General features: G+C 60.2%; 23 protein-coding genes. 10 read left to right on the plus strand and 13 right to left on the minus strand.

The window, feature by feature from the left end:
• Positions 1-30: 30 nt before the first annotated feature.
• The 8 genes from iscA to BR41_RS13170 all read left to right on the plus strand — a co-directional run bounded on the left by iscA (position 31) and on the right by BR41_RS13170 (position 5,437).
• Positions 31-354, plus strand: coding sequence for an iron-sulfur cluster assembly protein IscA (gene iscA / locus BR41_RS13135; RefSeq protein ID WP_035057400.1), 324 nt, complete (start codon positions 31-33; stop codon positions 352-354).
• Positions 355-456: 102 nt separating this feature from the next.
• On the plus strand, positions 457-990 hold the full coding sequence (gene hscB, locus BR41_RS13140) for a Fe-S protein assembly co-chaperone HscB (RefSeq protein WP_035057402.1): 534 nt from the start codon (positions 457-459) through the stop codon (positions 988-990).
• 99 nt (positions 991-1,089) lie between these two features.
• The gene (hscA, locus tag BR41_RS13145) at positions 1,090-2,943 is read left to right on the plus strand and encodes a Fe-S protein assembly chaperone HscA (protein ID WP_035057405.1); all 1,854 of its coding nucleotides are present in this window, start codon (positions 1,090-1,092) and stop codon (positions 2,941-2,943) included.
• 15 nt (positions 2,944-2,958) lie between these two features.
• Complete coding sequence (gene fdx / locus BR41_RS13150; protein ID WP_035057408.1) at positions 2,959-3,300, plus strand: ISC system 2Fe-2S type ferredoxin; 342 nt, start codon at positions 2,959-2,961, stop codon at positions 3,298-3,300.
• A complete protein-coding gene (locus tag BR41_RS13155; protein ID WP_245615889.1) occupies positions 3,278-3,799 on the plus strand; it encodes a YbaK/EbsC family protein in 522 nt (173 codons plus the stop codon). Before fdx ends, BR41_RS13155 begins: the two co-directional genes overlap by 23 nt.
• On the plus strand, positions 3,796-3,990 hold the full coding sequence (gene iscX, locus BR41_RS13160) for a Fe-S cluster assembly protein IscX (protein WP_035057414.1): 195 nt from the start codon (positions 3,796-3,798) through the stop codon (positions 3,988-3,990). The genes BR41_RS13155 and iscX overlap by 4 nt, the downstream gene beginning before the upstream one ends.
• 138 nt (positions 3,991-4,128) lie before the next feature.
• Positions 4,129-5,067, plus strand: coding sequence for an HD-GYP domain-containing protein (locus BR41_RS13165; protein WP_051710899.1), 939 nt, complete (start codon positions 4,129-4,131; stop codon positions 5,065-5,067).
• 58 nt (positions 5,068-5,125) lie between these two features.
• Positions 5,126-5,437, plus strand: coding sequence for a DUF2322 family protein (locus BR41_RS13170; protein WP_035057417.1), 312 nt, complete (start codon positions 5,126-5,128; stop codon positions 5,435-5,437).
• Between the two features lie 106 nt (positions 5,438-5,543).
• On the opposite strand, the gene BR41_RS13175 is transcribed toward BR41_RS13170, so the two are convergent.
• Together BR41_RS13175 and BR41_RS13180 are read right to left on the minus strand one after the other, a co-directional pair.
• Positions 5,544-6,422, minus strand: a complete 879-nt coding sequence (locus BR41_RS13175; protein ID WP_035057420.1) for an HDOD domain-containing protein — start codon at positions 6,420-6,422, stop codon at positions 5,544-5,546.
• 114 nt (positions 6,423-6,536) lie between these two features.
• Positions 6,537-7,544 (minus strand): LLM class flavin-dependent oxidoreductase, encoded by a 1,008-nt coding sequence (locus BR41_RS13180; protein WP_035057423.1) that lies wholly within the window; start codon positions 7,542-7,544, stop codon positions 6,537-6,539.
• A gap of 595 nt (positions 7,545-8,139) precedes the next feature.
• Here BR41_RS13180 and BR41_RS22990 point away from each other — a divergent pair.
• Positions 8,140-10,779, plus strand: a complete 2,640-nt coding sequence (locus BR41_RS22990; RefSeq protein WP_051710901.1) for a carbohydrate-binding protein — start codon at positions 8,140-8,142, stop codon at positions 10,777-10,779.
• Between the two features lie 345 nt (positions 10,780-11,124).
• On the opposite strand, the gene BR41_RS13195 is transcribed toward BR41_RS22990, so the two are convergent.
• On the minus strand, positions 11,125-11,847 hold the full coding sequence (locus tag BR41_RS13195) for a transmembrane-type terpene cyclase (protein ID WP_035057426.1): 723 nt from the start codon (positions 11,845-11,847) through the stop codon (positions 11,125-11,127).
• Between the two features lie 263 nt (positions 11,848-12,110).
• A complete protein-coding gene (locus tag BR41_RS13200) occupies positions 12,111-13,241 on the minus strand; it encodes an oxygenase MpaB family protein (RefSeq protein WP_035057444.1) in 1,131 nt (376 codons plus the stop codon).
• 340 nt (positions 13,242-13,581) lie between these two features.
• Between BR41_RS13200 and BR41_RS22995 the strand changes: the two genes are divergently transcribed.
• Positions 13,582-16,425: a hybrid sensor histidine kinase/response regulator gene (locus BR41_RS22995; RefSeq protein WP_169741302.1), complete on the plus strand. Its 2,844-nt coding sequence runs from the start codon at positions 13,582-13,584 to the stop codon at positions 16,423-16,425.
• Between the two features lie 142 nt (positions 16,426-16,567).
• Here the strand turns inward: BR41_RS22995 and BR41_RS23640 are convergent, their stop codons facing one another.
• From BR41_RS23640 to BR41_RS13250, 9 genes are all read right to left on the minus strand, one after another.
• Complete coding sequence (locus BR41_RS23640) at positions 16,568-17,017, minus strand: DUF3592 domain-containing protein (protein WP_169741303.1); 450 nt, start codon at positions 17,015-17,017, stop codon at positions 16,568-16,570.
• Positions 17,018-17,517: 500 nt separating this feature from the next.
• Entirely contained in the window at positions 17,518-17,838 is a 321-nt protein-coding gene (locus tag BR41_RS13215; protein WP_035057448.1) for a hypothetical protein, read from the minus strand.
• Between the two features lie 39 nt (positions 17,839-17,877).
• Positions 17,878-18,360 carry a hypothetical protein gene (locus BR41_RS13220; RefSeq protein ID WP_035057451.1) on the minus strand — a complete coding sequence of 161 codons (483 nt, stop codon included), beginning with the start codon at positions 18,358-18,360 and terminating at the stop codon, positions 17,878-17,880.
• On the minus strand, positions 18,320-20,092 hold the full coding sequence (locus BR41_RS13225) for an ATP-binding protein (protein ID WP_084187151.1): 1,773 nt from the start codon (positions 20,090-20,092) through the stop codon (positions 18,320-18,322). Before BR41_RS13225 ends, BR41_RS13220 begins: the two co-directional genes overlap by 41 nt.
• A 95-nt stretch (positions 20,093-20,187) precedes the next feature.
• A complete protein-coding gene (motD, locus tag BR41_RS13230) occupies positions 20,188-20,991 on the minus strand; it encodes a flagellar motor protein MotD (RefSeq protein ID WP_035057453.1) in 804 nt (267 codons plus the stop codon).
• 19 nt (positions 20,992-21,010) lie between these two features.
• Positions 21,011-21,946 (minus strand): S49 family peptidase, encoded by a 936-nt coding sequence (locus BR41_RS13235; RefSeq protein ID WP_035057455.1) that lies wholly within the window; start codon positions 21,944-21,946, stop codon positions 21,011-21,013.
• A 6-nt stretch (positions 21,947-21,952) separates the two neighbouring features.
• Positions 21,953-22,312: a Rieske (2Fe-2S) protein gene (locus BR41_RS13240; protein WP_035057456.1), complete on the minus strand. Its 360-nt coding sequence runs from the start codon at positions 22,310-22,312 to the stop codon at positions 21,953-21,955.
• Positions 22,305-22,976, minus strand: a complete 672-nt coding sequence (locus BR41_RS13245; RefSeq protein WP_035057458.1) for an HAD-IA family hydrolase — start codon at positions 22,974-22,976, stop codon at positions 22,305-22,307. The genes BR41_RS13240 and BR41_RS13245 overlap by 8 nt, the downstream gene beginning before the upstream one ends.
• Positions 22,973-23,920: an RluA family pseudouridine synthase gene (locus BR41_RS13250; RefSeq protein ID WP_035057460.1), complete on the minus strand. Its 948-nt coding sequence runs from the start codon at positions 23,918-23,920 to the stop codon at positions 22,973-22,975. The genes BR41_RS13245 and BR41_RS13250 overlap by 4 nt, the downstream gene beginning before the upstream one ends.
• Between the last annotated feature and the right edge of the window lie 287 nt (positions 23,921-24,207).

Genomic DNA, 24,207 nt, shown 5'->3' on the forward strand with positions numbered 1-24,207 from the left:
TCCTCACTCCTCACAGGAGTGAAACGACAGATGGCTCTCTCGTTATCTGAACGCGCCGCCAACCACGTTGCCGGTTTCCTTGCCCGTCGCGGCAAGGGTCTGGGCGTGCGGCTGGCCGTCAAAACGGCCGGCTGCTCCGGCATGGCCTACAAGCTTGAATTCGTCGATGCGGCGCTGGAAACCGACATGGTGTTCGAAAGCCACGGCGTGAAGATCTTCACCGACGCCAAGTCACTGCCGTACATCGATGGCACCGAGCTGGACTACGCCAAAGAAGGGCTGAACGAAGGCTTCAAGTTCAACAACCCGAACGTGAAGAACGAGTGCGGCTGCGGCGAAAGCTTCCACGTGTAGCGCTTCGCTGCGCTACACCGTGAGGGGACAGGAGTAAGGCGTGAGGTGGAAAAACCACCTGCTTTTACCCCTCACCCCTCCCACCTCACCCCTCACACACCCATGCCTTTCGACTTCAGCCAATCCCACTTTGTCCTCTTCGGCCTGCCGACCACGTTTGCGCTTGATCGCGCCGTGCTCGACACCGCCTACCGCAAGCTGCAAGCCGAATTCCACCCCGACCGTTTCGCCGCTGCGGACGACGCACAAAAGCGCCTGAGCCTGCAGATCGCCACCCGTGTGAACGAGGCGTATCAAACGCTCAAATCCCCCCTCGCCCGTGCCCGCTATCTATTGCAATTGAATGGCGTGGATACGCAGGAGGACACCAACACCGCAATGCCTGTCGACTTCCTGATGCAGCAGATGGAATGGCGCGAAACCATTGCCGATGCCAAGACGCAGCGCAATGTCGACGAGTTGGAAGAACTGAACCGCCAACTGGCCGAAGAAATCACCGAATTGACCGTGGAACTGGCCGAGCTGCTCGACGAGCAACACGCCTGGAGCGACGCCGCGACGGCCGTGCGCAAGCTGCGCTTTCTGGAAAAACTGAACGACGAAATCGGCAACGCAATTGAAGCGGTGCTGTTTTAGAAACGTGAGGTGTGAGGGGCGAGGTGTGAGGCGCAAAGGCAAAGTCTTTACACCTCACCCCTCCCTCTTCACCCCTCACCATTGATCGAGTGTAGTCAGATGTTGCTGCAAATCTCCGAACCCGGCATGAGCGCCGCCCCGCACCAGCACCGGCTGGCGGTGGGCATCGACTTGGGCACCACCAACTCCCTCGTCGCCACCGTGCGTAGCGGCAGTGCCACCTGTCTGCCAGACGAACAGGGGCACGCATTGCTGCCCTCCGTCGTCCATTACGCCAGCGATGCCACCGTCACGGTCGGCCACGCCGCGCAGGCCCGACAGAATCAAGACCCGGCCAATACCGTCGTCTCGGTCAAGCGCTTCATGGGGCGTGGGCTGACCGATGTCGCTGATGCAGCCACGCCGTACCGCTTCGTCGATGAGCCGGGCATGCTCAAGCTGCAAACCGCGGCGGGCATCAAGAGCCCGGTCGAAGTCTCAGCAGACATTCTCAAAGCCCTCAAAGCCCGCGCGGAAGCCAGCCTTGGCGGTGAACTCGTCGGTGCCGTGATCACCGTGCCGGCCTATTTCGACGACGCCCAGCGCCAAGCCACCAAGGATGCCGCCACGCTCGCCGGCCTCAACGTCTTGCGCCTGCTGAACGAACCCACCGCCGCCGCCATCGCTTATGGTCTGGATAACGCCGCTGAAGGTACTTACGTCGTATACGACTTGGGTGGCGGCACGTTTGACGTCTCCATCCTCGAACTCACCCGTGGCTTGTTCGAAGTGCGTGCCACCTCGGGCGATTCGCAACTCGGTGGCGACGACTTCGATCACCGGCTGCACTGCTGGATTCTGGAAACGGCCGGCCTGTCGCAGCTGAATGATCGCGACTCGCGCCTGTTGCTTACCAAGGCCCGCCAAGCCAAGGAAACGCTGACTGACCACGCCAGCACGCAAGTCACCGCGCAGCTGTCCGACGGTACGCTGGTCAATGTCGAGCTGACCGCTGAGACCCTCCAGCAAATCACCGCGCATCTGGTACAGAAAACCATCACCCCGCTGCGCCGCGCCCTGCGTGATGCCAAGCTCGGCGTGGACGATATCAAGGGCGTCGTGCTCGTCGGCGGTGCTACCCGCATGCCACATGTGCGCCGCGCCGTGACCGAGCTATTCGGCCGCGAGCCGCTGACCAACCTCGACCCGGACAAGGTCGTCGCACTCGGCGCCGCAATGCAGGCCAACGTCCTCGCCGGCAACAAGGGTGATGACGACTGGCTGCTGCTGGACGTGATCCCGCTGTCGCTCGGCCTCGAAACCATGGGCGGCCTGGTCGAAAAAGTCATCCCCCGCAACAGCACCATCCCGACTGCTCGCGCGCAGGAATTCACCACCTTCAAGGATGGCCAGACCGCGATGGCGATCCACGTGCTGCAAGGCGAGCGCGAGCTGGTGACTGATGGCCGCTCGCTGGCACGCTTCGAGCTGCGTGGCATTCCGCCGATGGTGGCTGGCGCTGCGCGTATCCGCGTCACCTTCCAGGTCGATGCCGACGGCTTGCTAAGCGTCTCCGCCCGCGAGCAAAGCACCGGCATTGAAGCCAGCATCATGGTCAAACCGAGCTATGGCCTTTCCGACGATGAAATCGGCAAGATGCTGCGCGAATCGATGCAACACGCCAGCGACGACATGCATGCCCGAAAGCTGGGCGAAGCTCGTGTCGAAGCGGAAAGCATCCTGAATGCCACTCGGGCCGCGCTGACGCAAGATGGCGATCTGCTGAACGACACCGAGCGTGCCGAAGTCGATGCCGCGCTGACTTCTACTGAAGCCGCGATCGCCGGCCACGATGCCGATGCGGTTCGTTTGGCGGCTGAAGCACTGAACGAAGCCACCAGCGAATTCGCCGCCCGCCGCATGGATCGCGCCGTGAGCCGGGGACTGTCCGGCCACAAGATTGACGAAATTTAAGAGTTTGACTGAACCATGACCAAGATCACCGTCCTGCCCCACCCCACCCTCTGCCCGCAAGGCCTCACCTTCGAAGCGGAAGCGGGTGAGAGCATCTGCAATGCGCTGCTGTATCACGACGTGTTCATCGAGCACGCCTGTGAGCAATCGTGCGCCTGCACCACCTGCCACGTAGTCGTGCGCAAGGGCTTCAACAGCCTGGAAGAAGCGACCGAAGACGAAGAAGACCTGCTCGACAAAGCCTGGGGGCTGGAGCCGCAATCGCGCCTGTCTTGCCAGGCGCTCGTGGCCGACGAAGAACTCGTGGTCGAGATTCCCAAGTACACCATCAACCATGCCCGCGAAGAGAATCACTGACATGGCGGCCGGCAGCACATCGGACAATCAGCTGCGTGTGGAAGCCGCGTTGCAGGCTGCCGGTATTGCAGCCGATATCGTCGAATTCGATGCCTCCACCCGCACCTCGGCGGATGCCGCTGCCGCCATCGGCTGCACGGTGGCGCAGATCGCCAAATCGGTGATCCTGCGTGCCAAGGACAGCGAACGCGCCGTGCTGGTCGTCACCAGCGGCATCAACCGCGTCTGCGAGAAAACCGTCGCGCAACTGGTCGGTGAAAAGATCGGTCGGGCCGATGCCGATTTCGTGCGCGAGAAGACCGGCTTCGTGATTGGCGGCGTGGCACCGGTCGCGCATGTTTCCGCGCTGATTACGCTGGTCGATGAAGATTTACTGCACCACACTGAACTCTGGGCCGCCGCCGGTACGCCGAACAGCGTGTTCCGCATCACGCCGGATCAATTGCTGCATCTCACCGCCGGCCGCATTGCCAAAGTCAAAGAGGAAAAAACAACATGAAATGGACTGACAGCCGCGATATCGCCATCGAACTGAGCGATAAATTCCCCACCATCGACCCGAAGACCATCCGCTTCACCGAGCTGATGGAATGGGTAATGGCGCTGGACGATTTCAACGATGATCCCAAGCACTGCGGCGAGAAGATACTCGAAGCCATCCAGATGGCCTGGATTGACGAAGCGGAATAAGCTGAATCTGGTTGCGCTTTCAGTGTTTTCACGGCTTTTGAACGTGGTTTCCCTGTCTTTCAAAGTGCAACAAGCTACCCGCACCGAAGAAAAAGCAGTTTAGAATCGCCCGGCCAGCACATATTCAAACAGCATGAAATGTCCGCCGCCCCGATCAAACGCACCAGCATCGCCCAAGTGATTCTCGCCAGCCGGCAACGGCTGGATGCACTGCTGGCCGACGCGGATACGCCCCACTTCCAAGCCGAGTTGATCATGCTCGCCGCGCAGTTGCAGTCCGCCTGCAACCGCAATCGCAATGTGGCGCTGGCGATGACCCTGCTGGCGCAGGACACCCCCTACTCCACCCGCCATGCCATCGACGTCGCCGTCGTGGTCGAGCTCGCGCTCAAGCGCCTCGGCCAAAGCGAAGCCGAACGCCGCCCCGTAATCGCCGCCGCGCTGACGATGAATATCGGCATGCACGCGCTGCAACCGGTGCTGGATAGCCAATCCGGCCCGCTCACAGCAGAACAGCGACAGGCGATGCAGCAACACCCGCTGATGGGTCGTGATCTGCTGCGCCAGCGTGGCGTCTCAGACACCTTGTGGCTCGACTGCGTGGTGCAACACCATGAAGCACCGGATGGCAGCGGCTACCCGCAAAAACTCCGGGACGACACAATCCGTTTCGAAGCGCGGCTGATCGGCCTGGCTGACCGCTACTGCGCGCTGCTCTCGAAAAGCGCCTGGCGCCAAGCCCGCAGTGCCGATGCCGCGCTGTTCCAAAGCCTGAGCCCGGCCAGCACCGACAGCAAACTAGACAAGCTGTTCGTCGATACCCTGGGACTTTACCCGCCCGGCACCGGCGTGGAGCTGGCCAGCAATGAAATCGGCATCGTCAAACGCCCCGGCGCCCACGAGCTGACCCCCATCATCCAGCCACTGTTCGATGCCGAATGGCGGCCATTGCGCAACGTCGCCGAGCGTGACCCGGCCGAAGAGCAATACTCGATCCTGAGCGTGCTGGACAACGACCGCCTCACTGGCCGGGTCAACCCCGCCCAGGTCTGGGGCGAAGACGCCGCGCTGGCCTGATCACCCGGCGGCCATACGCTGGCTTCGACATCACAAGATTCACTCCAAAGACCACACCATGAATTTCAAAGACACCCTCGACACCCTGCCCACCATCGACCACCTCGCCGCGCTCGAACTGCTGGATGGCGAAACCCTCATCGCCCGCATCGAAAACAAGCCCGGCCAGGCCGGCAGCGTGCGGGTGTACCACGCGCTATATCAGGAATTCGGCGCCATCGACACCATCGCCGCCGACAAGGGCCTGCGCCTGTATGCGGAACACACGGCAGATGCCGAAGCCTTCCCCGGCAAACACCCCAACATCGACCGCCTGATCGCCCTGGCCCAAGACGGCAAACCGTGGGCTGTGCGCTTGGTTACGCAATAATCAGCAATCGCCACGCCATGAAAAAACCCGAGCCATTTGACTCGGGTTTTTTCATGGCGATCGCGCCGAGAATCCTGTTCAGGAGCCCGCCCCACCACCGCCCAAACTACAAGGCGCGTGACAGCTCGTGATACAGCGCCTCGATATCCGACTCCAGCGCGACAAAAGCCGGGTTGCTCAACTCGGGGCGCTCAGGCACCTCGCCCAAATCCAGGTGCTCGACTTCCTCCAGCCCACCGGCAAAGAGGTTGGCGACATACACGATGTCTTTCAGCGTACGCAGCTCGTGGATCGGCGCACAGGGTTGATCGTGTTCGCGCACCGCCTCGACCACTTCTTCGGGCAAGCCCAAGGCGTCCATCAGCATGTTGCCGATGCTTTCGTGCCATTGCGCGATCAGATAAACCACCGATTTGGGTCTGGCGACCAGCTCGGGATAGTTGCCGGCGCGATCCAGCATGTAAAACGCGCCCAGATCGTGAATCAACCCGGCGAGCATGGCGGTGTCCGGGCTGATGCGGGTGAGCTTGCGGGCAAACACGCTCGCTGCGGCCGCGGTCTTGAGCGAGTGTTGCCACATCGAATTCGAGATTTCTTCAAACACCACCAGACGGCCCGAACGCACCAGTTGCTCCATCGCGCACGCCAAGGCGGTTGAGCGCGTGGTGGCCATGCCCAGGCGGGCGATGGCTTTTTCAACATCGGTCACGTTCTGACCAGCCGGGTTATAGGCCACGGTATTGGCCAATCGCAACAGCTTGGTCGCCACCAGCGGGTCAGTCCGTACCACATCGGCAATCTGGCGCAGCGATGCGTTGGGGCTGCGCATTACCGTGCCGATCTGGATCGCCGAATCAAAGCAGATGGGGAAGATCACCTCGCCAGACAGTTCTGAGGCAATGTCTTCCAGCATCGAAAAACGCTGCTTGTTCAGCTGGTCGGCATGTTTATCGGGAGAGGTATCGGGGATAACCGGGTCTGTCATTGGGTTAGTACCGTTGGACGCGCATGGCAGGATTACCGCGAATTATAGCCAAGCACAAAGCCCGCTCGGGCTAGGTGCTTGCATGTATTTTTCGCTGTAAACGCCAGCACGGGCTTAGCTGGACTTGAAGCCGGCAACGATCTCATACGAACGCAAACGATCGGCAAAATCCCACGTATCGGTATTGACGATGATTTCATCGGCCTGCGTGGCATCCAGAAACGCCTGCATCTTCGCCCGCACCGTCGCCGCGTCGCCAATGGCCGACGCCGCCAGCTTGCTTTCCACCATGATCTGCTCGCGCTCGCTCCACAGCCCATCCATGCTTTCCACCGGCGGATCGAGCGGCGCGCGCTGGTTGCGGATCATGCGCAGCCAGCGCTGCTTAAGCGAAGTGCCAAGGTACTCGGCATGCTGCTGCGAATCGGCCGCGATCACGTTCATGCCGACCTGCACATACGGCTTGGCGAGCGTAGCGGACGGCCGGAAGCTGCTGCGATACAGTTCGAGCGCCGGCAAGACGTTGTCCGGCGCGAAGTGGCTGGCAAAGCCGAACGGCAGGCCAAGGAAGCCGGCCAGCTGCGCACTGTATGAGCCAGAGCCGAGCAGCCAGATCGGTACATTCAGCCCTTCACCGGGGATGGCGCGCACGCGTTCCTCGCTCCCGCGCCGATCCGTATCGAAATAGCTGCGCAGTTCGGCCAACAGTTCGGCGAATTCGTTTTCATCGCTGGAGAGGTGCCGGCGCAGCGCACGAGCAGTAAGACCATCTGTACCCGGCGCACGGCCAAGGCCCAGATCGATGCGGCCGGGATAGAGGGATTCGAGCGTGCCGAACTGCTCGGCGATGATCAGCGGCGCGTGATTGGGCAGCATCACCCCGCCCGAACCCACGCGGATCGACGACGTATTGGCGGCCACGAAGCCGATCAACACGCTGGTCGCCGAGCTCGCCACGCCGGCCAGGTTGTGGTGCTCCGCCAACCAGTAGCGCCCGTAGCCCAATGCCTCGACATGCCGCGCCAATCTGGCGGTGCGCTCGAACGCGTCTTCCGCCGTGCCGTCGCGTTTGATCGTGGCCAGATCCAGTACCGAAAAAGCCGTTTCGCCTAATGTTTTCATTGCCGTGTGCCTCTTGCGTTTCATGCGTACCGGGAACACGTGCCGCCGATGCGGTGCATTTCAACTGCGCGGGCAACAGGGTCTTTCCGGCCCGATCGTCCGGCCTATCCCCAAGCCACGCAGCTCACCTGCGACTGGTACACGGTAACTGGGCAGAAACATATGGTACGAGCGGATTTGCAGCGCCATTCACCAGCGCAATCAAGCCACGCCGAAAGATCGTGAAAGCCATTCAATTTATTTCGCCCTCAATTACCTCTTTCCATACCGATTTACTACATCAGTCCATTCTTATTTTTTAATAAAAATCATCAATTAAAAACAATTTAACCAATCAAAAACAAAGACTTGAAGCCAAAAAGATCATCCGGATTTTTTCAACACGCCCTATTCATCCGTAGTCAAAGAACACTCAGAAAACCGTCACATTCCGCCTATGCCAACGCGCTATTGACAAGCAATCGAACATCACCACTAATCACGCCTTGAAGCGGAAAAACCAGCGTTCCGCTTCAGCGCGCCACAGGGCACGAGACGATGCTCAAAAGCGCCGGCGAAACATGGCCGACACCCAATAAGCTGGAGGAGACACACCATGTTGAACCGCTTCACGCTGGCGGCCATTCCGGCCGTCCTGGCGGCTGTGCACGCGTACGCCGCCTACCCTGCCTGGCAACCGGATGTGTATTACACCGCCGGGACCATCGTTCTCTACAACGGTCACGACTACAAAGCGGTCGTCAACCAGACCGACTACACCAGCACCGGCTGGAACCCGACCGTCGCCAGCTTGTGGACCGACCTCGGCGCGGACGCCGGCACCCCGTCGCCGACCCCGACACCGGTTCCCGTCACGGCCACGCCGACGCCCAAACCCACGGCAACACCAACGCCCGTGCCGGTCACCGCAACACCCAAGCCAGCGACGCCGACCCCCACGCCGGTTCCCGTTACCGCCACGCCAACGCCCACCACCCCGACACCAGCCAGCACCTGCTACGCCGCGTGGGATTCGACCAAGGCCAACTACAACCAGGGCGACAAGGTCACCTATCAAGGCGTGAATTACGTCGCCAACTGGTGGACCAGCGCCAATCCGGCCACCAACAGCGGCCCGTCCGGCTCCGGCAAGGATTGGACGGTGCTCGGCAATTGCGGCGGCGCTACACCGACGCCGACTCCGGTTCCCGTGACTGCCACCCCAACGCCGAAACCGACGGCAACGCCGACCCCTGCCCCGGCCACGCCAACCCCGACGCCCAAGCCAGTCACACCGACGCCGACACCCGTTCCGGTCACCGCAACGCCAACCCCGGTACCGCCGACCGCCACACCGGCCCCCACCGCGACACCCACCCCATCCGCCGGCGCGCCCAACAAGCCGACGATGCAGATCCAGAACTACAACCACACCGGCGATTTCCCGATCCAGTGGAACATCTGGTCCGGCAACGATGCCGATTCGTGGGAGTTGTATGAAAACGGCGTGAAGGTGCAAACCGGCACGGTCGCCAATACCGGCAGCGCGCAGAGCGTGACACTGCAAGTCACCGGCAAGAAGCTCGGCCTCTACACCTATCAGGTGAAGGTGATCAACTCGGCCGGCAGCAACTGGAGCGATGCGTCCTACACCACCGTCGGTGCCGCCTCCTTGGTCACCATCGCCCAATGGGATACCGATGGTCAGGCCCTGCAACAGACAGTGGCATTGAATAGCAGCGCCGTGCTCGATCTGTCGGTCGCCGGGGTTTCCAGCCCGTCGTTCACCGTCGCCTCGAACAACCCGAGCGTTGCCACCGTCAGCGTCAGCGGCACCAAGCTGACCGTCACCGCCAAGGCCGCCGGCCGCGCCGGGATTCGCGTTACTGATGCCAGCGGCGCAGTCCGCCTCGTCGGCGTGCGGGTGCAGAATGCCGATGGCACGCTGCCAAGCATTCCGAACTACTTGTCGCTCGGCACGGTATCGGATGACACCAGTACTTCGCTCGCCACCTTGCAGAACTTCGGCAGCGGCGATCAGAACACCCACACCGACTTCCGCTATGTCTATTTGAATGGCGGCGCATCGGTGCCGGGCAACAACAGCTGGTGCACCTGGACCACCATCCCCTGCTTCCGCGAGACCAGCTTCATCCGCGAATCGAAGAAGCAGGGCATGATCCCGATCTTCGTGTTCTACAACATCGCGGACGGCGGCGAGAGCTACACCACCGATCTGGCGCACGTGCAGGACGCCACGTACATGCAGGCCTACTTCAAGGACTGGCTGAACGTGATCAACATCGCCAACACCGAAGCCGGCGACGACCCGGTGGGCTATGTGATCGAGCCGGACTTCATCGGCTACCTGATGCAGAACTCCGGCCTGCAGCCGAACCAGATCACCGCTCGCGTCGATCAGGCGTATAGCAGCGGCGTGCTGACGGCCAGTGATCCGCAGTTCCCGAACACGGTCGATGGCCTTGTCAAAGCGGTGAACTACATCATCCAGAAGTACAGCAAGAACGCCTGGTACGGTTGGCAGATCAACGTTTGGTCCGATGCGCAAAGCGGCGCATCCGGCCAGGGGCTGATGCACATCACCGATGCCGGCGAGCATGGCTGGACCAACGGTCGCCCGTACATTGCGGCCAGCGCCCAACGCGTTGCGAACTACTACAACGCGGCCGGCATCACCAGCTACGGCGCCAGCTTCATCTCCTTCGACAAGTACGGCTACGACGGTGGTGCGGCAGGCAACAGCAAGTGGCAGTTCAATGGCGACCACTGGAACAACTACCTGTACTACGTGAGCACGCTGCACACCGCGCTGCAAAAACCGGTGGTGCTGTGGCAGTTGCCAGCCGGCCACGTGAACGGCTCGGTGGGCAACAACCCATACACCGGCAGCCCGTTCGCCACGCTGACCAACGCCACCAGCAAGCACTACGAAGACACGGGGCCGACGTACTTCTTCGGCGATACCTTCTCGGCCAGCCCGAGCGTGTTCGCCCCGTCGTACTACCAGACCAACGCAGCAGGCGATGCCAAGGTATCGACCAGCGGCAGCAACGTGGTATGGGGCAGCCATTGGCCGGAAGCGCGCGATGCCGGCGTGATCACCGCGCTGTTCGGTGCTGGCGTGGGTGATTCGACCGACAACATCGGCCTCGGCGGCCAGGCGTTGACGGACGACTACTGGTGGTTCGTGCATGCAGCGCGTTACTACAGCAATGGCGTGACGCCGCTGAAGTAAGGCGTGACGCACCAAGCTGTATCGAGGAAGTAGCAAGGCATCAGGGCGAGTCGCAAGGCTCGCCCTTTTTTTGACTGTTCACTCAGCACATCCAACTGGAACGGTTTTGTAGGATGGGGGGGAGCGCAGCGATACCCATGCTGCTTTATCAAACGTGAGCGACGGGTATCGCTGCGCTCAACCCGTCCTGCTTTTTTCAACCGTTTACGCCGTATGGCCGGCTATTTGGAAAAGATTGAGGAAGCGATACCTCATCCGCAAGCAGCGGCAAAGTAACGTCTATCCAGTAGCAAGCAGCTTAGGGCGGGTCGAACGACTCGCCTTCTTTTTTAGCAGCTCCGGCCTTCAGGCAACTGCCAGCGCCGAAGACCGCCCCACCCCACGCAACCGCAAGAAGTAAGCGCAGTACGCCAAATCCAGCACCGTCGCAGCGCCGCACAATACCAGCAGGAATAGATCATCGGGGTAGTGCAGCAGCATGAACACCGATACCAGCAACGTCCCCAGGCTGCGCAGCCAAGTAATCGGCCACGCCAGCCCGATAGTGGATGGCTGTTCCACCAGCAGGATCAGGCAGAGCGCGCTGATGATGAACTGGCACACATAAGCCGAGCGTGCGCCGATAGGGCTATCGAGGCCGGACAGCGTCATGGTCCAGTACACCGCGATGAAGAACACCACCGCCGCCGTCACGATCCACGCGTAGCCTTGTTGGAACAACGGCGTGGTGAACTGGCCACGCCCCAAGCGCAGAACCTGCCAGAAGATGAACAGATCGAAGAACAGCCACGCACGGTAAGTCCAGACCAGAAACACGCCCATATCGGTGTGCAGCAACACGCCCCAGACAAACTCCCACGCCAGATTGCTGGCCGCGGCGATCACCGCCATTTCGACGACTTTGTACCGATGCGCCTGCACCAACACCAGCACGTAGGCCACCACCCACAACAAACAACCGGCCGCGAAGAAAGCCAGCTGCGGCGCGGTATAGATGCTGCCGTCGGTGCTCATGGTGTTGAACATGGCGGCCGGGTCGTTTGGGCCGTGGGCGATCCAGTTGGTCATGTGGTTATTCCTGAAAAACAACAACTTAAAACACAAAATCTTGGACCACAGAGGGCACAGAGAACACAGAGGTGCGCAGAGAAAACCTAAATCGATTGGGAGAGAAACCTGTAGGAGCGAGCTTGCTCGCGATAGCGATGTGTCAACCGGCGCTATCGCGAGCAAGCTCGCTCCTACAAAACCCGCCTCTCGCCATTGCTTTCTTTCTCTGTGAACCTCTGTGTTCTCTGTGCCCTCTGTGGTTCAAGAAGTGGATTTTCAGCTTACGTCTTCAACCGATCCGGAATCCGAAACGGCCGCCCCGGATTGGGCCCGGCCCAATAGCGTTGCAAGCCATCCATCAACGCATCGCCATACACCACCATGAAGCCCTGCGCGGTGTGCGAACTGCCGGCCAGACGGGTCTTGATACGGAAGATCATCTTCAACGTATCGACCAACCACGCCCACCAACCGGTGTTGCGCAACCCCAGATACTGGGCATTGCGGCGGCCCAGCAGCGTGGCCATCAAGTCGGGCACGAGACCATGCGCGATATCCGGCAGGTTTTGCTGCAGGAACGCGATATGCGACTGGGTGAGCAAGTGGCCCGCATCAGATGCGCCGAAATTACGCCGCTCCAGCGCAGCCCAGATCTGACGGGCGGCGGTGATATCGGCCGGCATCGCCTCAGGCACGATGCCAAGCACAAGGCCAATGGTCTTCCATAGGTAGAGCTGGTCTTCCTGCACCGAGGCCCCCAGCTCCACGCCCAGCTCGCGCAGCCCTTCGACGGCCTCCAGCGAGAACGCCAGCATGGTGCCGACCAGCTCTTCCTGATTGATCGGCTCTCCCCAGTCCTGCGGCCAGCAGCCATCCGGCCAGTGCGTGGATGATTTGGCGTAATGGCGCACGGCCGCGTGCATCAGTCGCACCTTGCGAATGGTCAGCAAGCCCTGACCGCCCGGCGCCAACCCACCCGGCTCGGCCGCGTTCAGGATGAAGCGCAAGGTTTCAGAGGCGCGGCGGGCGAAGTGATCGGTGAGCTTGCCGGTGGCGGCCAGCACTTGCGAGCCGCCGATCTTGCCGGCATACAGCACCGGCAGCGAGCGGCACAACAGGCTCACACCGAATTGCAGGCCAAAGGTGCTGAAGACATGTTGCGCGCTGGCAATACGGGCGAGGTCAGTGCCGGGGGGCAGTTGCGCCGTCGCGTCGAGATAGGCTTGTAATGGGGCTGGCGTATCGTCCGGCCAGTCGGTTTCGGTATCGATCCGGGCCAGAACGGCGTTGGCTTCGGCGATGTCACCGTCGGCGATTAAAGCCACCATGCAATCGTCTGCCAGTGGATCGGCGGTTTTTTTGAGCCGGTCTAGCGTCTCGTCGGACCAGACCGGTGTTGTTGCGCTCACCATGCAAGCACCCTTTCCCGATTCTTAAACAAGCTCGCCGATCATAAACCAAACCGAACTGTTATGTATGTGGCATGGAGTCGCGATAAGATGAACGCGCTTGCGGAAGGGGAAAGTCAGTGCAAGTAAGGATGTCATCCCCTCGCCTACATGCGGAAGAGGACTGGCGCCGGCTTAAATCAACGTCATTCCCCCTCGCCTCCGGCCTCTCGTGCATCAAGGCGATGCGGGGAACTGAGCACTTCACCTGATCGTCGTACCCCATTTTTCTTACGCATCATGACACTTCGGCCGTTGCGCCCATGCGCGCCGTCCTAACATGAACCACATAACAGGAACAGGGATGTCCGCCAGCCCAAACGCAGCTGCTGCGTTGCCGGTCAGCACTTCACCTTTCCTGCCGCCGCGCAGGGTGTTAGCGCCTCCCCGCCAGATACTGCAATGCTTCGTCTTGTGTTGCGTTTTGCTCCTGTCCTTCACCACCGCTTGCGCGCTGACCGTCACCCACAACGACGATGGCGCCAGCACTGCCGAAGAACTGACCCTGTGGCGCGACGCCACGCGCGCCCTGCCGGTCGATGCCGCCGATACCCTGCAGGCACAAGGCCACTTCAAACGGCCTACCGGCCTGTTGCGCTCACGTGGCTATAGCCGCGATGCCTGGTGGTTCCACTTCAAGCTCGACAACCCGGACGAGACATCGCTGGATAGCTTTGTCGAATACACCGACGGCCTGATCGGCACGGTCACGCTCTACACCCGCCCGGCCGGCACCAACCGCCCGTGGCAAGCGCAGACGTTCAAGTCCACCCAGCGTGAAGACCAGCGCCCGCTCGCCACCATCCGCCCCGTCTTTGAAGTCCGCGTGCCCGCCCAAGGCCGCCTCGACGTGCTGATGCGGGTGGTCTTCAACGATGAAGTCGACATGGCCGGGCCGATCTACTCGGACGTACGCGTGTGGGGCGATCACCCGTTCCAGCGCGCCAACAGCCACGAGATGTTCCTGCTGGGCGGCATGATCGGCGTGATGCTGCTGGTGGCTTTCGCCGCCGTGGCCGGGTTCGTCGCCACGCGGGATACCACCTTCCTGTATTACGGCCTCAACCTCGTGATGCTGGTGATCTCGTTCCACACTGCCACCGGCGTCTGGCCGCTGCTGCTCTGGCACGGCCATTACAGCCTGATGCTGCTGTACGTTTGCTCCGGCATCTATTTCATCTGCGCCGCGCAGTTCGTGCGCAGCTACCTGCGCACGCAAACCATCACGCCACGGCTGGATTGGGGGCTGAAAGGCATCGTCGCCATCGGCGCGATCAGTAGCGTCACCGCCCTGCTGGGCTTCGAGCAATTCGCCTTCAACGCGCTCAACCTGGGCGGCGTCGGCTTCCTGCTGTACATCGTTGCCAGCCTGTTCGCCGTGCGGGCCGGCGTGGCCGGGGCCAAGCTCTTCACGCTGGGCTGGGCGGTGTATGCGGTATCGCTCACCGTCACCTGGGGGCTGCGTGACTACGGGTTGATCGAGCACGACACCTTCAGTTACCGCTTTATCTTCGTCGGCATGCTGATCGAGATTGTGTTGTTCAGCGTGGCCATGGCATTGCGTGTGGCCGAGCTGCGCCGCCAGAAAGAAGCCGCCGAAACCGCCTACCGCACCCAACTGGAACGCCAGGCAATCGATCTGGAAGCGCTGGTCGCCCAACGCACGCAAGAACTCGATCAGGCCCGGCGCGATGCCGAAGCCGCCAGCCGCGCCAAGACCAACTTCCTCGCCCACGTCAGCCACGAAATCCGCACCCCGCTCACCGCCATCCTCGGCTATGTGGATCGATTGCTGCAGGAACACGCGCTGAACCCGCTGCATGCGCAATGGCTGGCGCGCATTGGCGACAGCGGCGAATACCTGCTCAGCCTGATCAGCAACGTGCTCGACGCCAGCAAGCTCGAAACCGGCCACGCCAAGCTGGAGGAATCGCCGCTTTCCACCGAGGTACTGGTGCGCCAGCTGGATGGCCTGTTTGCCGAACAGGCGCGACGGCACGGCGTGCGCTTCGAGATCGCCACCGACACACACGACTGGTTCTGGCTCGACGCCGGCAAATGGCGGCAAATCCTCGTCAACCTGTTGGGCAACGCCGTCAAACTCACTGAAGTGGGCAGCGTACAGCTGCGGCTATGGGCAGACATCGACGCCACCGGCACGCACTGGCTCAACGCCACCGTAGCAGACACCGGCCCCGGTATCTCGTCCGCCGATGCCGAGCGGATTTTTGCGCCGTTCGAGCAAGCCCAAGCGGGCCGACGCGCTGGCGGTGCCGGTTTGGGTCTCGCCATCTGCCGCGACTTCGCCAACCTCATGGGCGGCACCATCACCGTCAGTAGCGATCTCGGCAACGGCGCGACCTTCACCGTGCGCGTGCCCGTCACGCCCTGTGAGCCCGGCGACATCACAGTCCCGCTGATGGAACCCGCCCGCCTCGACGGCCGCACCATCCTCGTCGCCGAAGACCAAGCCATCAACCGCGACCTGCTCGGCGACCTACTCACCGGGGCCGGCGCCAGAGTGCGCATGAGCGAAGACGGCGCAGAAGCCCTCTCGCTCTGGCGCAGCGACCCCGCCATCGACACCGTGCTGGCCGACTTCCACATGCCGCTACTCACCGGCGTGCAACTCGCCAAGAGCCTGCGCGCCCTCGGCTTCACAGGCCGCATCCTGCTCATCAGCGCCGGCCACTCGCCCGGTGCGGCGGAGCTGGCCGAAGCCGGCATCGACGGCTGGCTCGGCAAACCCTTCGACCGCACCCGCCTGCTCGCCACCGTCGCCGGGCCAACCGCATCGACCGACGCCGAGCCGGAGGCCATCTGCCTCGACCTCACCGCCGCAGCGGCCGCACTCGGCTACACGCTGGAACGGATGCTGCCACTGGCCGAAAAAGGCCTGATGCGCATCGAACAACTCCTCGACGCCTTCGCCACCGAACCCGCCCCCACCGTCCGCAGCCGCCACGCCCACAGCGCCAAAGGCATCGCCGGCCAGATCGGCGCCCGCCAGCTTGCTGCGGCCCTCGGCACGCTGGAACACACCCCACAAAACACCGCCGCCCTCAGCGTTGCCCGACAGGAATTGCAGGATGTGCATACGGCGCTTGTGGAGGCGGTTTCGGTGATGCGGGCTGGTGATCGGGTTTGATTGCTGCAAGGTTTTTGTAGGAGCGAGCTTGCGTAGATGCATATGTAGCCCGGACGGCTTTGCCGGCCGGGGTTGGTTCGCGTATCGCCATGTTTGAATGGCGAGAATTGAATTTTCTAAAACTCAATTGAATACATTGACTTTATTTAAGCCGACCAATGAATTGACCGGACACAAAAACGCGAAACGCAAACCAAATTGACCCAATAAAAATCACGCTCATCATAACGATACCAAGCCAAGTATCATCAAGGACCTGACCGACGACAAGACTGGCATCAGAAGGTTGCCCAGAGTTAAAGTAAACAAGTACCGCCGCATTAACGACATATTCATCGGCAATAACTTTGGCTTCGCCTTCGGAACCGCACCCCACATTACCAAATGCAATGCGAGAACCTGTATATGTCACTCCACCAACGACATATCGATATTGAACAGCTGGGTAATATGATGTTCCTTTACCACAACCGCGTACTGCTCTTGATGAAATGATCGTACCCTGAACGGAGGGCCATTTCTTTGCTGTGTATGCGCTTGCGACAGCACCAACGTAACAGGTAAGCCCCCACAACATGAACAGTGCTGTCACTGACCACCCCACCACAAAGATAAACCGGTGCGTATTAGAAGATGACGGCTGACCCAATGTAGAGCCCCTTAATAACATTTAAACTGTCATTCCATTATTCAGCAAACAAACAGCAGGTGACACACCCAATGTTTGAGCAGACAAACACCGGGCCTCACTTTACTCAGGTCACTCTACGGACTGTTTTATGTTATCAAGATGCCAAGCAAGAAAATGATTGTATGGCACAAGAGCGAATTTAATCGTTACATATATCAGCACCAATGAAACCCAAAGCTTATATGGAAACACAGGACAATATCGGACAAGCCAAACCGTAAACATGACTTGCAAGACGAAGGGCAACCACACCTGCCAGTGGCGCCAAACATCTTTGATGATTGGCTGCAGCAATGCCGACTGCTGCTGATAATCCAGGCCCTTTAACTGGGGAATATCACTTTTCTTCCAATATATTTTCATTATTTACTCACCAGCGCTGTTTAATCACACCTTATGTGCTAGCACACCGCTGTCGGCAAAACCCAGTAAAACTGCTTATGCCCGCTGGATTCATATTCCTGCTTTAAGCGCCACACTTCCTCATAAGACAAGCCTCCTTTCACCTTGAAGTGATTGCCGTTGTCGTCCAGCCGCCAAAGTGCCCAACTATCGGACAGCAAGGCCATCAGCTCAGGCTTGAGCAATTGATCCAGAATCCAATCGACACTTCTCTTCTTCTCTGGATCTGTTATTCCAAAATCCTGCCAAAACAGCGCGTCAAGCGAGGGTTCTAACCGTTTTCTAGTTTCGGCCCAGCGATCTTCAGGTGTCATCGTCATGGTAAAGTGCCGCTTATTGAATATCGATTCAATGCTGAATCAGGTGCCCATGCGGAAAAACGAAAATCCGCTATTGGATACCTGCTCCGTATTTGAGGCAACCTCGATAATTTCCTCGAAATAAATTCTTGCATCTTGCATTCGTGTGCCTTGAGGTAACGCTAAGTCTTTATCTTGCCGCAGCAATTTGAGTGCCGCCGCCTCAGCTTCATCCGCCGATGATGCTTTCACATAACGGGTAGCGTAAAAGCCAATTGGCTCTGGAACTCCGGCCAAAGTGCCGGGGAAATTCTCACCCAGAATGGAGCAGCGAAAGAGGGGCATGATGCCTAACAGTTCATGTGCTGAAAACGACATCAGTATATATGTGGCGCAATGCCCTTTCGTGCGCGAATCCATCACCCATACAAACCGTAGCCCGGACGGCTTGCCGGCCGGGGTTGGTTCAAGTATCCACCCTGGGTTGAACTTGCCCACATTGTCACCCCGCCTTCCGCGCCGCCACTCTCGCCAGCGCGGCATCCAGCTCATCCTGATGAAATGGCTTGGCCAGGAAATCATCCATGCCTGCCGCCAGGCAAGCCTCCTTGTCTTCGCTGTAGGCGTTGGCGGAGAGCGCGATGATGGGTAAATGGGCGGTGCCGAACATGGCTTCGCGGGCGCGGATTTGTTCGGTGGTGGCCAGCCCATCGAGGGTTGGCATCTGTATATCCATCAGCACGACATCGAAGGGTGGGCCTTCGACCCGCTCCAGCATTTCCAGCGCTTGCGCGCCGTCCTCCGCCACGCTGACTTGATGCCCGGAGAGGGTCAGGAAGCGTTCGGCCACGAGCCGGTTGACGGGGTTGTCTTCCGCCAGCAGCACCTTGAGTGAAACGGCGCTGGCCGGTGCCGATGCGCTTTCACCCATGTCCACGCCCTGCAGCGGCACCGAGATGCGGAAGACGCTGCCGCCGCCGGGGTTGTCGTCTACCCAGATCCGTCCGCCCATCAGCTCGATCAGGCGATGCGAGATCGACAAGCCCAAGCCACTGCCGCCAAACCGGCGCGTGATGGAGGTGTCGGCTTGCGCGAATGCTTCGAAGATCGTTTCGCGCTTGTCCACCGGTACGCCGATGCCCGTGTCGCGCACTGCGATCGTCCATTCGGTTTCGAAGCCTTCGCGACGCCAGCATTCTGCTTCGACATGCACGCTGCCGTGAGTGGTGAATTTGAGTGCGTTGCCAACGAGGTTGACCAGCACTTGCTTAAGGCGCACCGCGTCGCCGATCAGCCATTCTGGCGTTTCGGCCGAGAGCTCGAACGCCAGCTCGATGTGCTTGAGCGTGGCTTGCGGCCGGAACATCTGTTCCAGATCGTGCAACAAGGTGGCCGGTGCGAATGGCTCGGGGTCGAGCCCGAAATGACCGGCTTCGATGCGCGAGAAGTCGAGCACATCGTTGACCAGGGACAAGAGCGCGTCGGTGGAGCCTTGAATCACCGCCAGCTGCTCGCGCAACTCGGGCGAGACCTCGTTGCGAGACAGTAATTGCGCCATGCCGACGATGCCATTCATGGGCGTGCGAATCTCGTGGCTGATGTTGGCGAGGAAGTCACTTTTTGCCCGGCTGGCGGCCTCTGATGCTTCCCGGGCGCGGTTCAAATCGCTGGCGAGACGGGTTTTTTCCTGAACGACCGCGACCAGATCGGTGATCGTTTCATTGAAAAACTGCGCGCTACGCAGGATGCCGAACAGGAACAGCACCGACATGATGCAGAACACCCGATCGTAAATACCGTGCCCCAGAAATGAGGACACGACCACGGGCAGCACCATCAGGAAAGCGTAGATCTGCAAGACCGGCAGTACGCTGGAGAGAATCGGCACGGCCCCGGCGACCATGGCGGCAACCACGAAGGCGATGAAGATACGCAGGGTATCGCTCGCGCCGAGCATGAAAAACAACAGCCCCATGCCCCAGACCAGACCGGATACCGGCGCGCTGAAGATATAGCGGCGTCGCCAGGTATATATCGACGTTTCGTCGACTTGCGCCTGTTTGAAATGACTGCACAGCCTGAGCCGATAAGCCGCGATCAGCATGGCGGAACACCACCATGCGGCGACCGTTTGCCACGGAAATTCGCTCTGAATCACCCAGGACAGGAGCGTGGCATTGAGGATGCTTATCCATTGCCCGATGGCAGCATTTCGATAGAGAAGCTGGGTGGTTCTCAGGACGACCGAGGGGTCTCGCTGGATCGATTGATGCATGGCTGCGCGTTGGGAAGGATTGGCTGATGGATCGCGGGTGTTATGCAAATGACTGGAAAAAGTATAGTCAGCCCAACGCAAGTCGATGATAAGGACTACTGCGCAGGTCGTGTCTTGTCGTCCAGCGGCAAGACGGCGACTTCGTCCTTGTTGTCAGCCAGGATATTGAGCGTGACCCGGCGATTGCGCGCCCGGCCCTCGACAGTATCGTTACTGTCTTGTGGGCGGAATTCGCCGTAGCCGATGGCGACCAGCCGCTGTGGCGCCACCCCCGTTTGCACGAACAAGCGCACCACGCTGGCGGCCCGGGCAGCGGAAAGCTCCCAATTGGACGGAAACTGCACCGAGTTGATCGGCTGGTTATCGGTGTTGCCTTCGATCTGGATCAGGTTGTCGCTGTCTTTCACCAGATTGGCGACGCCGCGCAAGACCTCGACCGAGTTCGGCTGCAGATCGGCGCGGCCGGTCTGGAACAGGACGCTATCGCTGATCTCGACCGCAATACCGCGTTTCGACTGGGTGACCCGCACTTTGCCCTGATCGATCAACTGCCCGAGCGAGCCACGGATGTCGCCCGCCATGCCTTGCATCTTGCGCCGCTCTTCCATCAGTTTCGGGTTATCGGATCTGGCCGCTGATTCACGCGGGGGGCTCAGTTTTTGCGGCGCGCCGGGGACGATCTGGTTCGGCAGGCGAATCGGATTCTGGCTGCTCGTCGGTTCTTTGCGAAACGCATTGACCATCGATTCAGACAGCACCCGATACTTGCCTTCGTTGAGCGACGAAATGGCGTACATCACGACAAAGAACGCAAACAGCAGCGTGATGAAATCCGCGTACGACACCAGCCAGCGTTCGTGGTTATCGTGCTCATCAGGATGTTTACGCCGCCGTGTCATTGCCGTCGCTCCATCAACCTTATTGCAGAGACATCCGGAACTGGCTGCCCAGATGCGCGGCAGCCGTTACGCCAACACGACGGGCGAAGCGATCGAGGTAACCGGGCTGCGGCGTAAAGTCGATCACGTCTTCAGCCTTGATCACGTCGCGAGCCACAGAACCGATGGAGCCGAGGCCATCCACCAGCCCCAGCTTCACGCTCTTCGCGCCACTCCAGACGAGGCCGGTAAACAGGTCCGGGTCGTTGCTCAGTCGCTTGCCACGACCGTTCTTGACCACATCGATGAACTGCTGGTGGATTTCGTCCAGCATGTCCTGCGCTTTGGCTTTCTGTTCGCCGCTGACCGGCGAGAACGGGTCGAGGAAGCCCTTGTTCTTGCCGGCAGTCAGCAGGCGGCGTTCGACACCGAGCTTGTCCATGGTGCCGGTGAAGCCGAACCCGTCCATCAACACGCCAATCGAGCCAACGATACTGGCCTTGTCGGCATAGATCTTGTCGGCACCGACAGCGGCGTAATAGCAACCCGATGCGCAGATATCACCGACCACGGCGTAAAGCGGCGTTTTCGGGTACTTCTGCTTCAGGCGCAGCATGGCGTCATGCAGTTGGCCGGCCTCGACCGGGCTGCCACCAGGGCTGTTGACCGACAGGATGACGCCACGGGTGTTCTTGTCTTCGAAGGCGTTGGTCAGACCTTCGATCACGTTCTCGATATTGGCCTCGCCATTGCTGGCGATCACGCCGTCCATGCTGACCACGGCGGTGTGTGGACCCTTGGAGACGCTTTCGAGCTTTTTCTCGCCGAAATCGCCAACGATCAGCATGGTGACAACAAATAGATAAGTGAAGCCCAGCAGCTTGAAGAAAATGCCCCAGCGACGCTTGCGACGCTGTTCTTTCAGGCTGGCTTGCAGCAGATCATTCAGGGCTTGCCGTTCCCAGTTTTCTTGCATGGTCGATCAATTCCTATCAGGACAAAAATAGACTTGGCCGTCGTCCTCGACGACCGCGAGCTTGGTCAAACTGCGCCCTGGGCATGGCCCGCCCAGGCAAAGCCCGGTCTGTGGGGCATAGTATGCACCGTGCGTTGCACAAACGAGATAGTTCTGACTCAAATCAAAAAAGTCGCCGGGCTGGTAATCCAGCTCGATCGGGATGTGCGCACAGCTGTTTAGATAGGCATACACGCTGCCGCGGTAACGCACCACGAACGCCGCTTGCTCGCGCCCGTCCCTCTGCACCGTAAACCGCACGCCCAATCCACGATCAGGCAAATCTGTGCTGGCGCAGATGAGAATGCGGGCTGGCGTCTCAGCCATTGGCGAGCAACCAATCAGTCAGCGTGGAAAAATCGTCGAAGTGGGCAAGCGGTGCCAAGGCGAGGAGCTCATCGGCGGGGTGTGCGCCATAAGTCATGGCCAGGCTGGAACAACCGGCGTTGATCGCCAGCTGCAGGTCATGCGTGGTATCGCCGATCATCACCGCACGCCGTGGCAGCACACCGGTCACGTCGAACAAGTGCTCCAGCATGGCCGGATGCGGCTTGGAGAACGATTCATCGGCGGTGCGGGATGCAACAAAGCGATCGCCCAAGCCAGTCACGCCAAAGGCGCGATCCAGTCCGATTCGTGATTTGCCGGTCGCCACGCCAAGCATGAACCCGGCATCGACCAGCTTATCCAGCCCTTCTTTCACACCGGCAAACAGCACCAACGCTTCATCCCGCGCCAGATAGTGCTTGCGGTAGGCATCGACGATGCGATGGATGGTGGCGTCGTCCGCGCCGGGCGCGAGGTATTCCATGGCTTCTTTCAGCCCGTAACCGATGACGAAACGGGCGTCGTAATCGGATGGCTTGGGCAGGCCGATTTCGACAAAGGCCAGCTGGATCGCATGGGCGATCGTGCCGGTGGAATCCATCAAGGTGCCGTCCCAATCGAAGACGAGCAGGTCGAAGCGTCGACCGAGGGTGGCTAAAGTCATGCGGCTAACGAATCCAGGTAGGTTTGCAATTCTTTCGGCAACGGCGCTTCGAGTTCGAGCTTGTTGCCGGTGAGCGGGTGAGCCAGCGTCAATCGCCAAGCATGCAGGAACATGCGCTTGAGACCAGCGCGCGGCAGCGCTTTGTTCAGGGCGAAATCGCCATATTTGTCGTCGCCGAGAATCGGGTAACCACTCTCGGCCAAGTGCACGCGAATCTGGTGTGTGCGGCCGGTTTTCAGTTCGCACTCCAGCAAGCTGGCATCGGCAAAGGTCGCGCGGCGATTCACGACCGTGTGCGACGTCAGGCCATCGGCTGATTTCTTCACGCGGCGCTCGCCATCGGCGGTGTTGTACTTGAGCAGTTTGAACTTCACGTGGCTGCGCGGCTCGGGCCAGACGCCTTTCACCATCGCCAGATAACGTTTATCGATCTGGTGATTATCGCGCAGCATTTCATGCATTTTCACCAAGGCCATGCGTTTTTTGGCGACCAGCAGGATGCCGGAAGTCTCGCGGTCGAGCCGGTGCACCAATTCGAGGAATTTCGCCTGCGGCCGCTGCGCCCGTAACAGTTCGATCACGCCAAAGCTCACGCCGGAGCCGCCATGCACGGCGATGCCGGATGGTTTATCGATCGCCAACAGCGCGTCGTCTTCATAAACGATGGTCAATTCGATGCGATCGCTGGCGGCTTGGGCCGGCGCGGCATCGGGCTTTTCAGCCACGCGCACCGGTGGAATGCGCAGCACGTCGCCGGCTTCGAGCCGGGTGGTGACGTCGGCGCGGCCTTTGTTCACGCGCACTTCACCCGAGCGGACGATGCGGTAAACATGGCTTTTCGGCACGCCTTTCAGGTGGCGCAGCAGGAAATTATCCAGCCGCTGACCGGCGACTTCCTCAGTGATTTCGATGAAGGTGACAGACGCTTTGCTCGTCTCAGTCATGTTGTCATATACTCTGTGTTGCGCTGCAGTTAAGACGATTCGTATGCAACGTAGCAGCTACATTCTGTGCTGCTTCGGCCAATCCGGCCTGAAAATCCCGCTCTTTTGGCTTTGTCGTGTCGCCAACGCTGGCGACTTGCCTTCCCGCCGCCCCACTGGGGCTCGTCCCGATTCACATCAACAAGGGATTGCACGCGCGGGTCTCGCCTGACGTCCGACTCGATCTGCCAATGCTGGGATGCGGTTAATTCAGCTCACCGCGAAAAAAAGTAGCGATGGTAATAGAT

This window comes from Andreprevotia chitinilytica DSM 18519 (genome assembly GCF_000711875.1).
Lineage (GTDB): Bacteria > Pseudomonadota > Gammaproteobacteria > Burkholderiales > Chitinibacteraceae > Andreprevotia > Andreprevotia chitinilytica.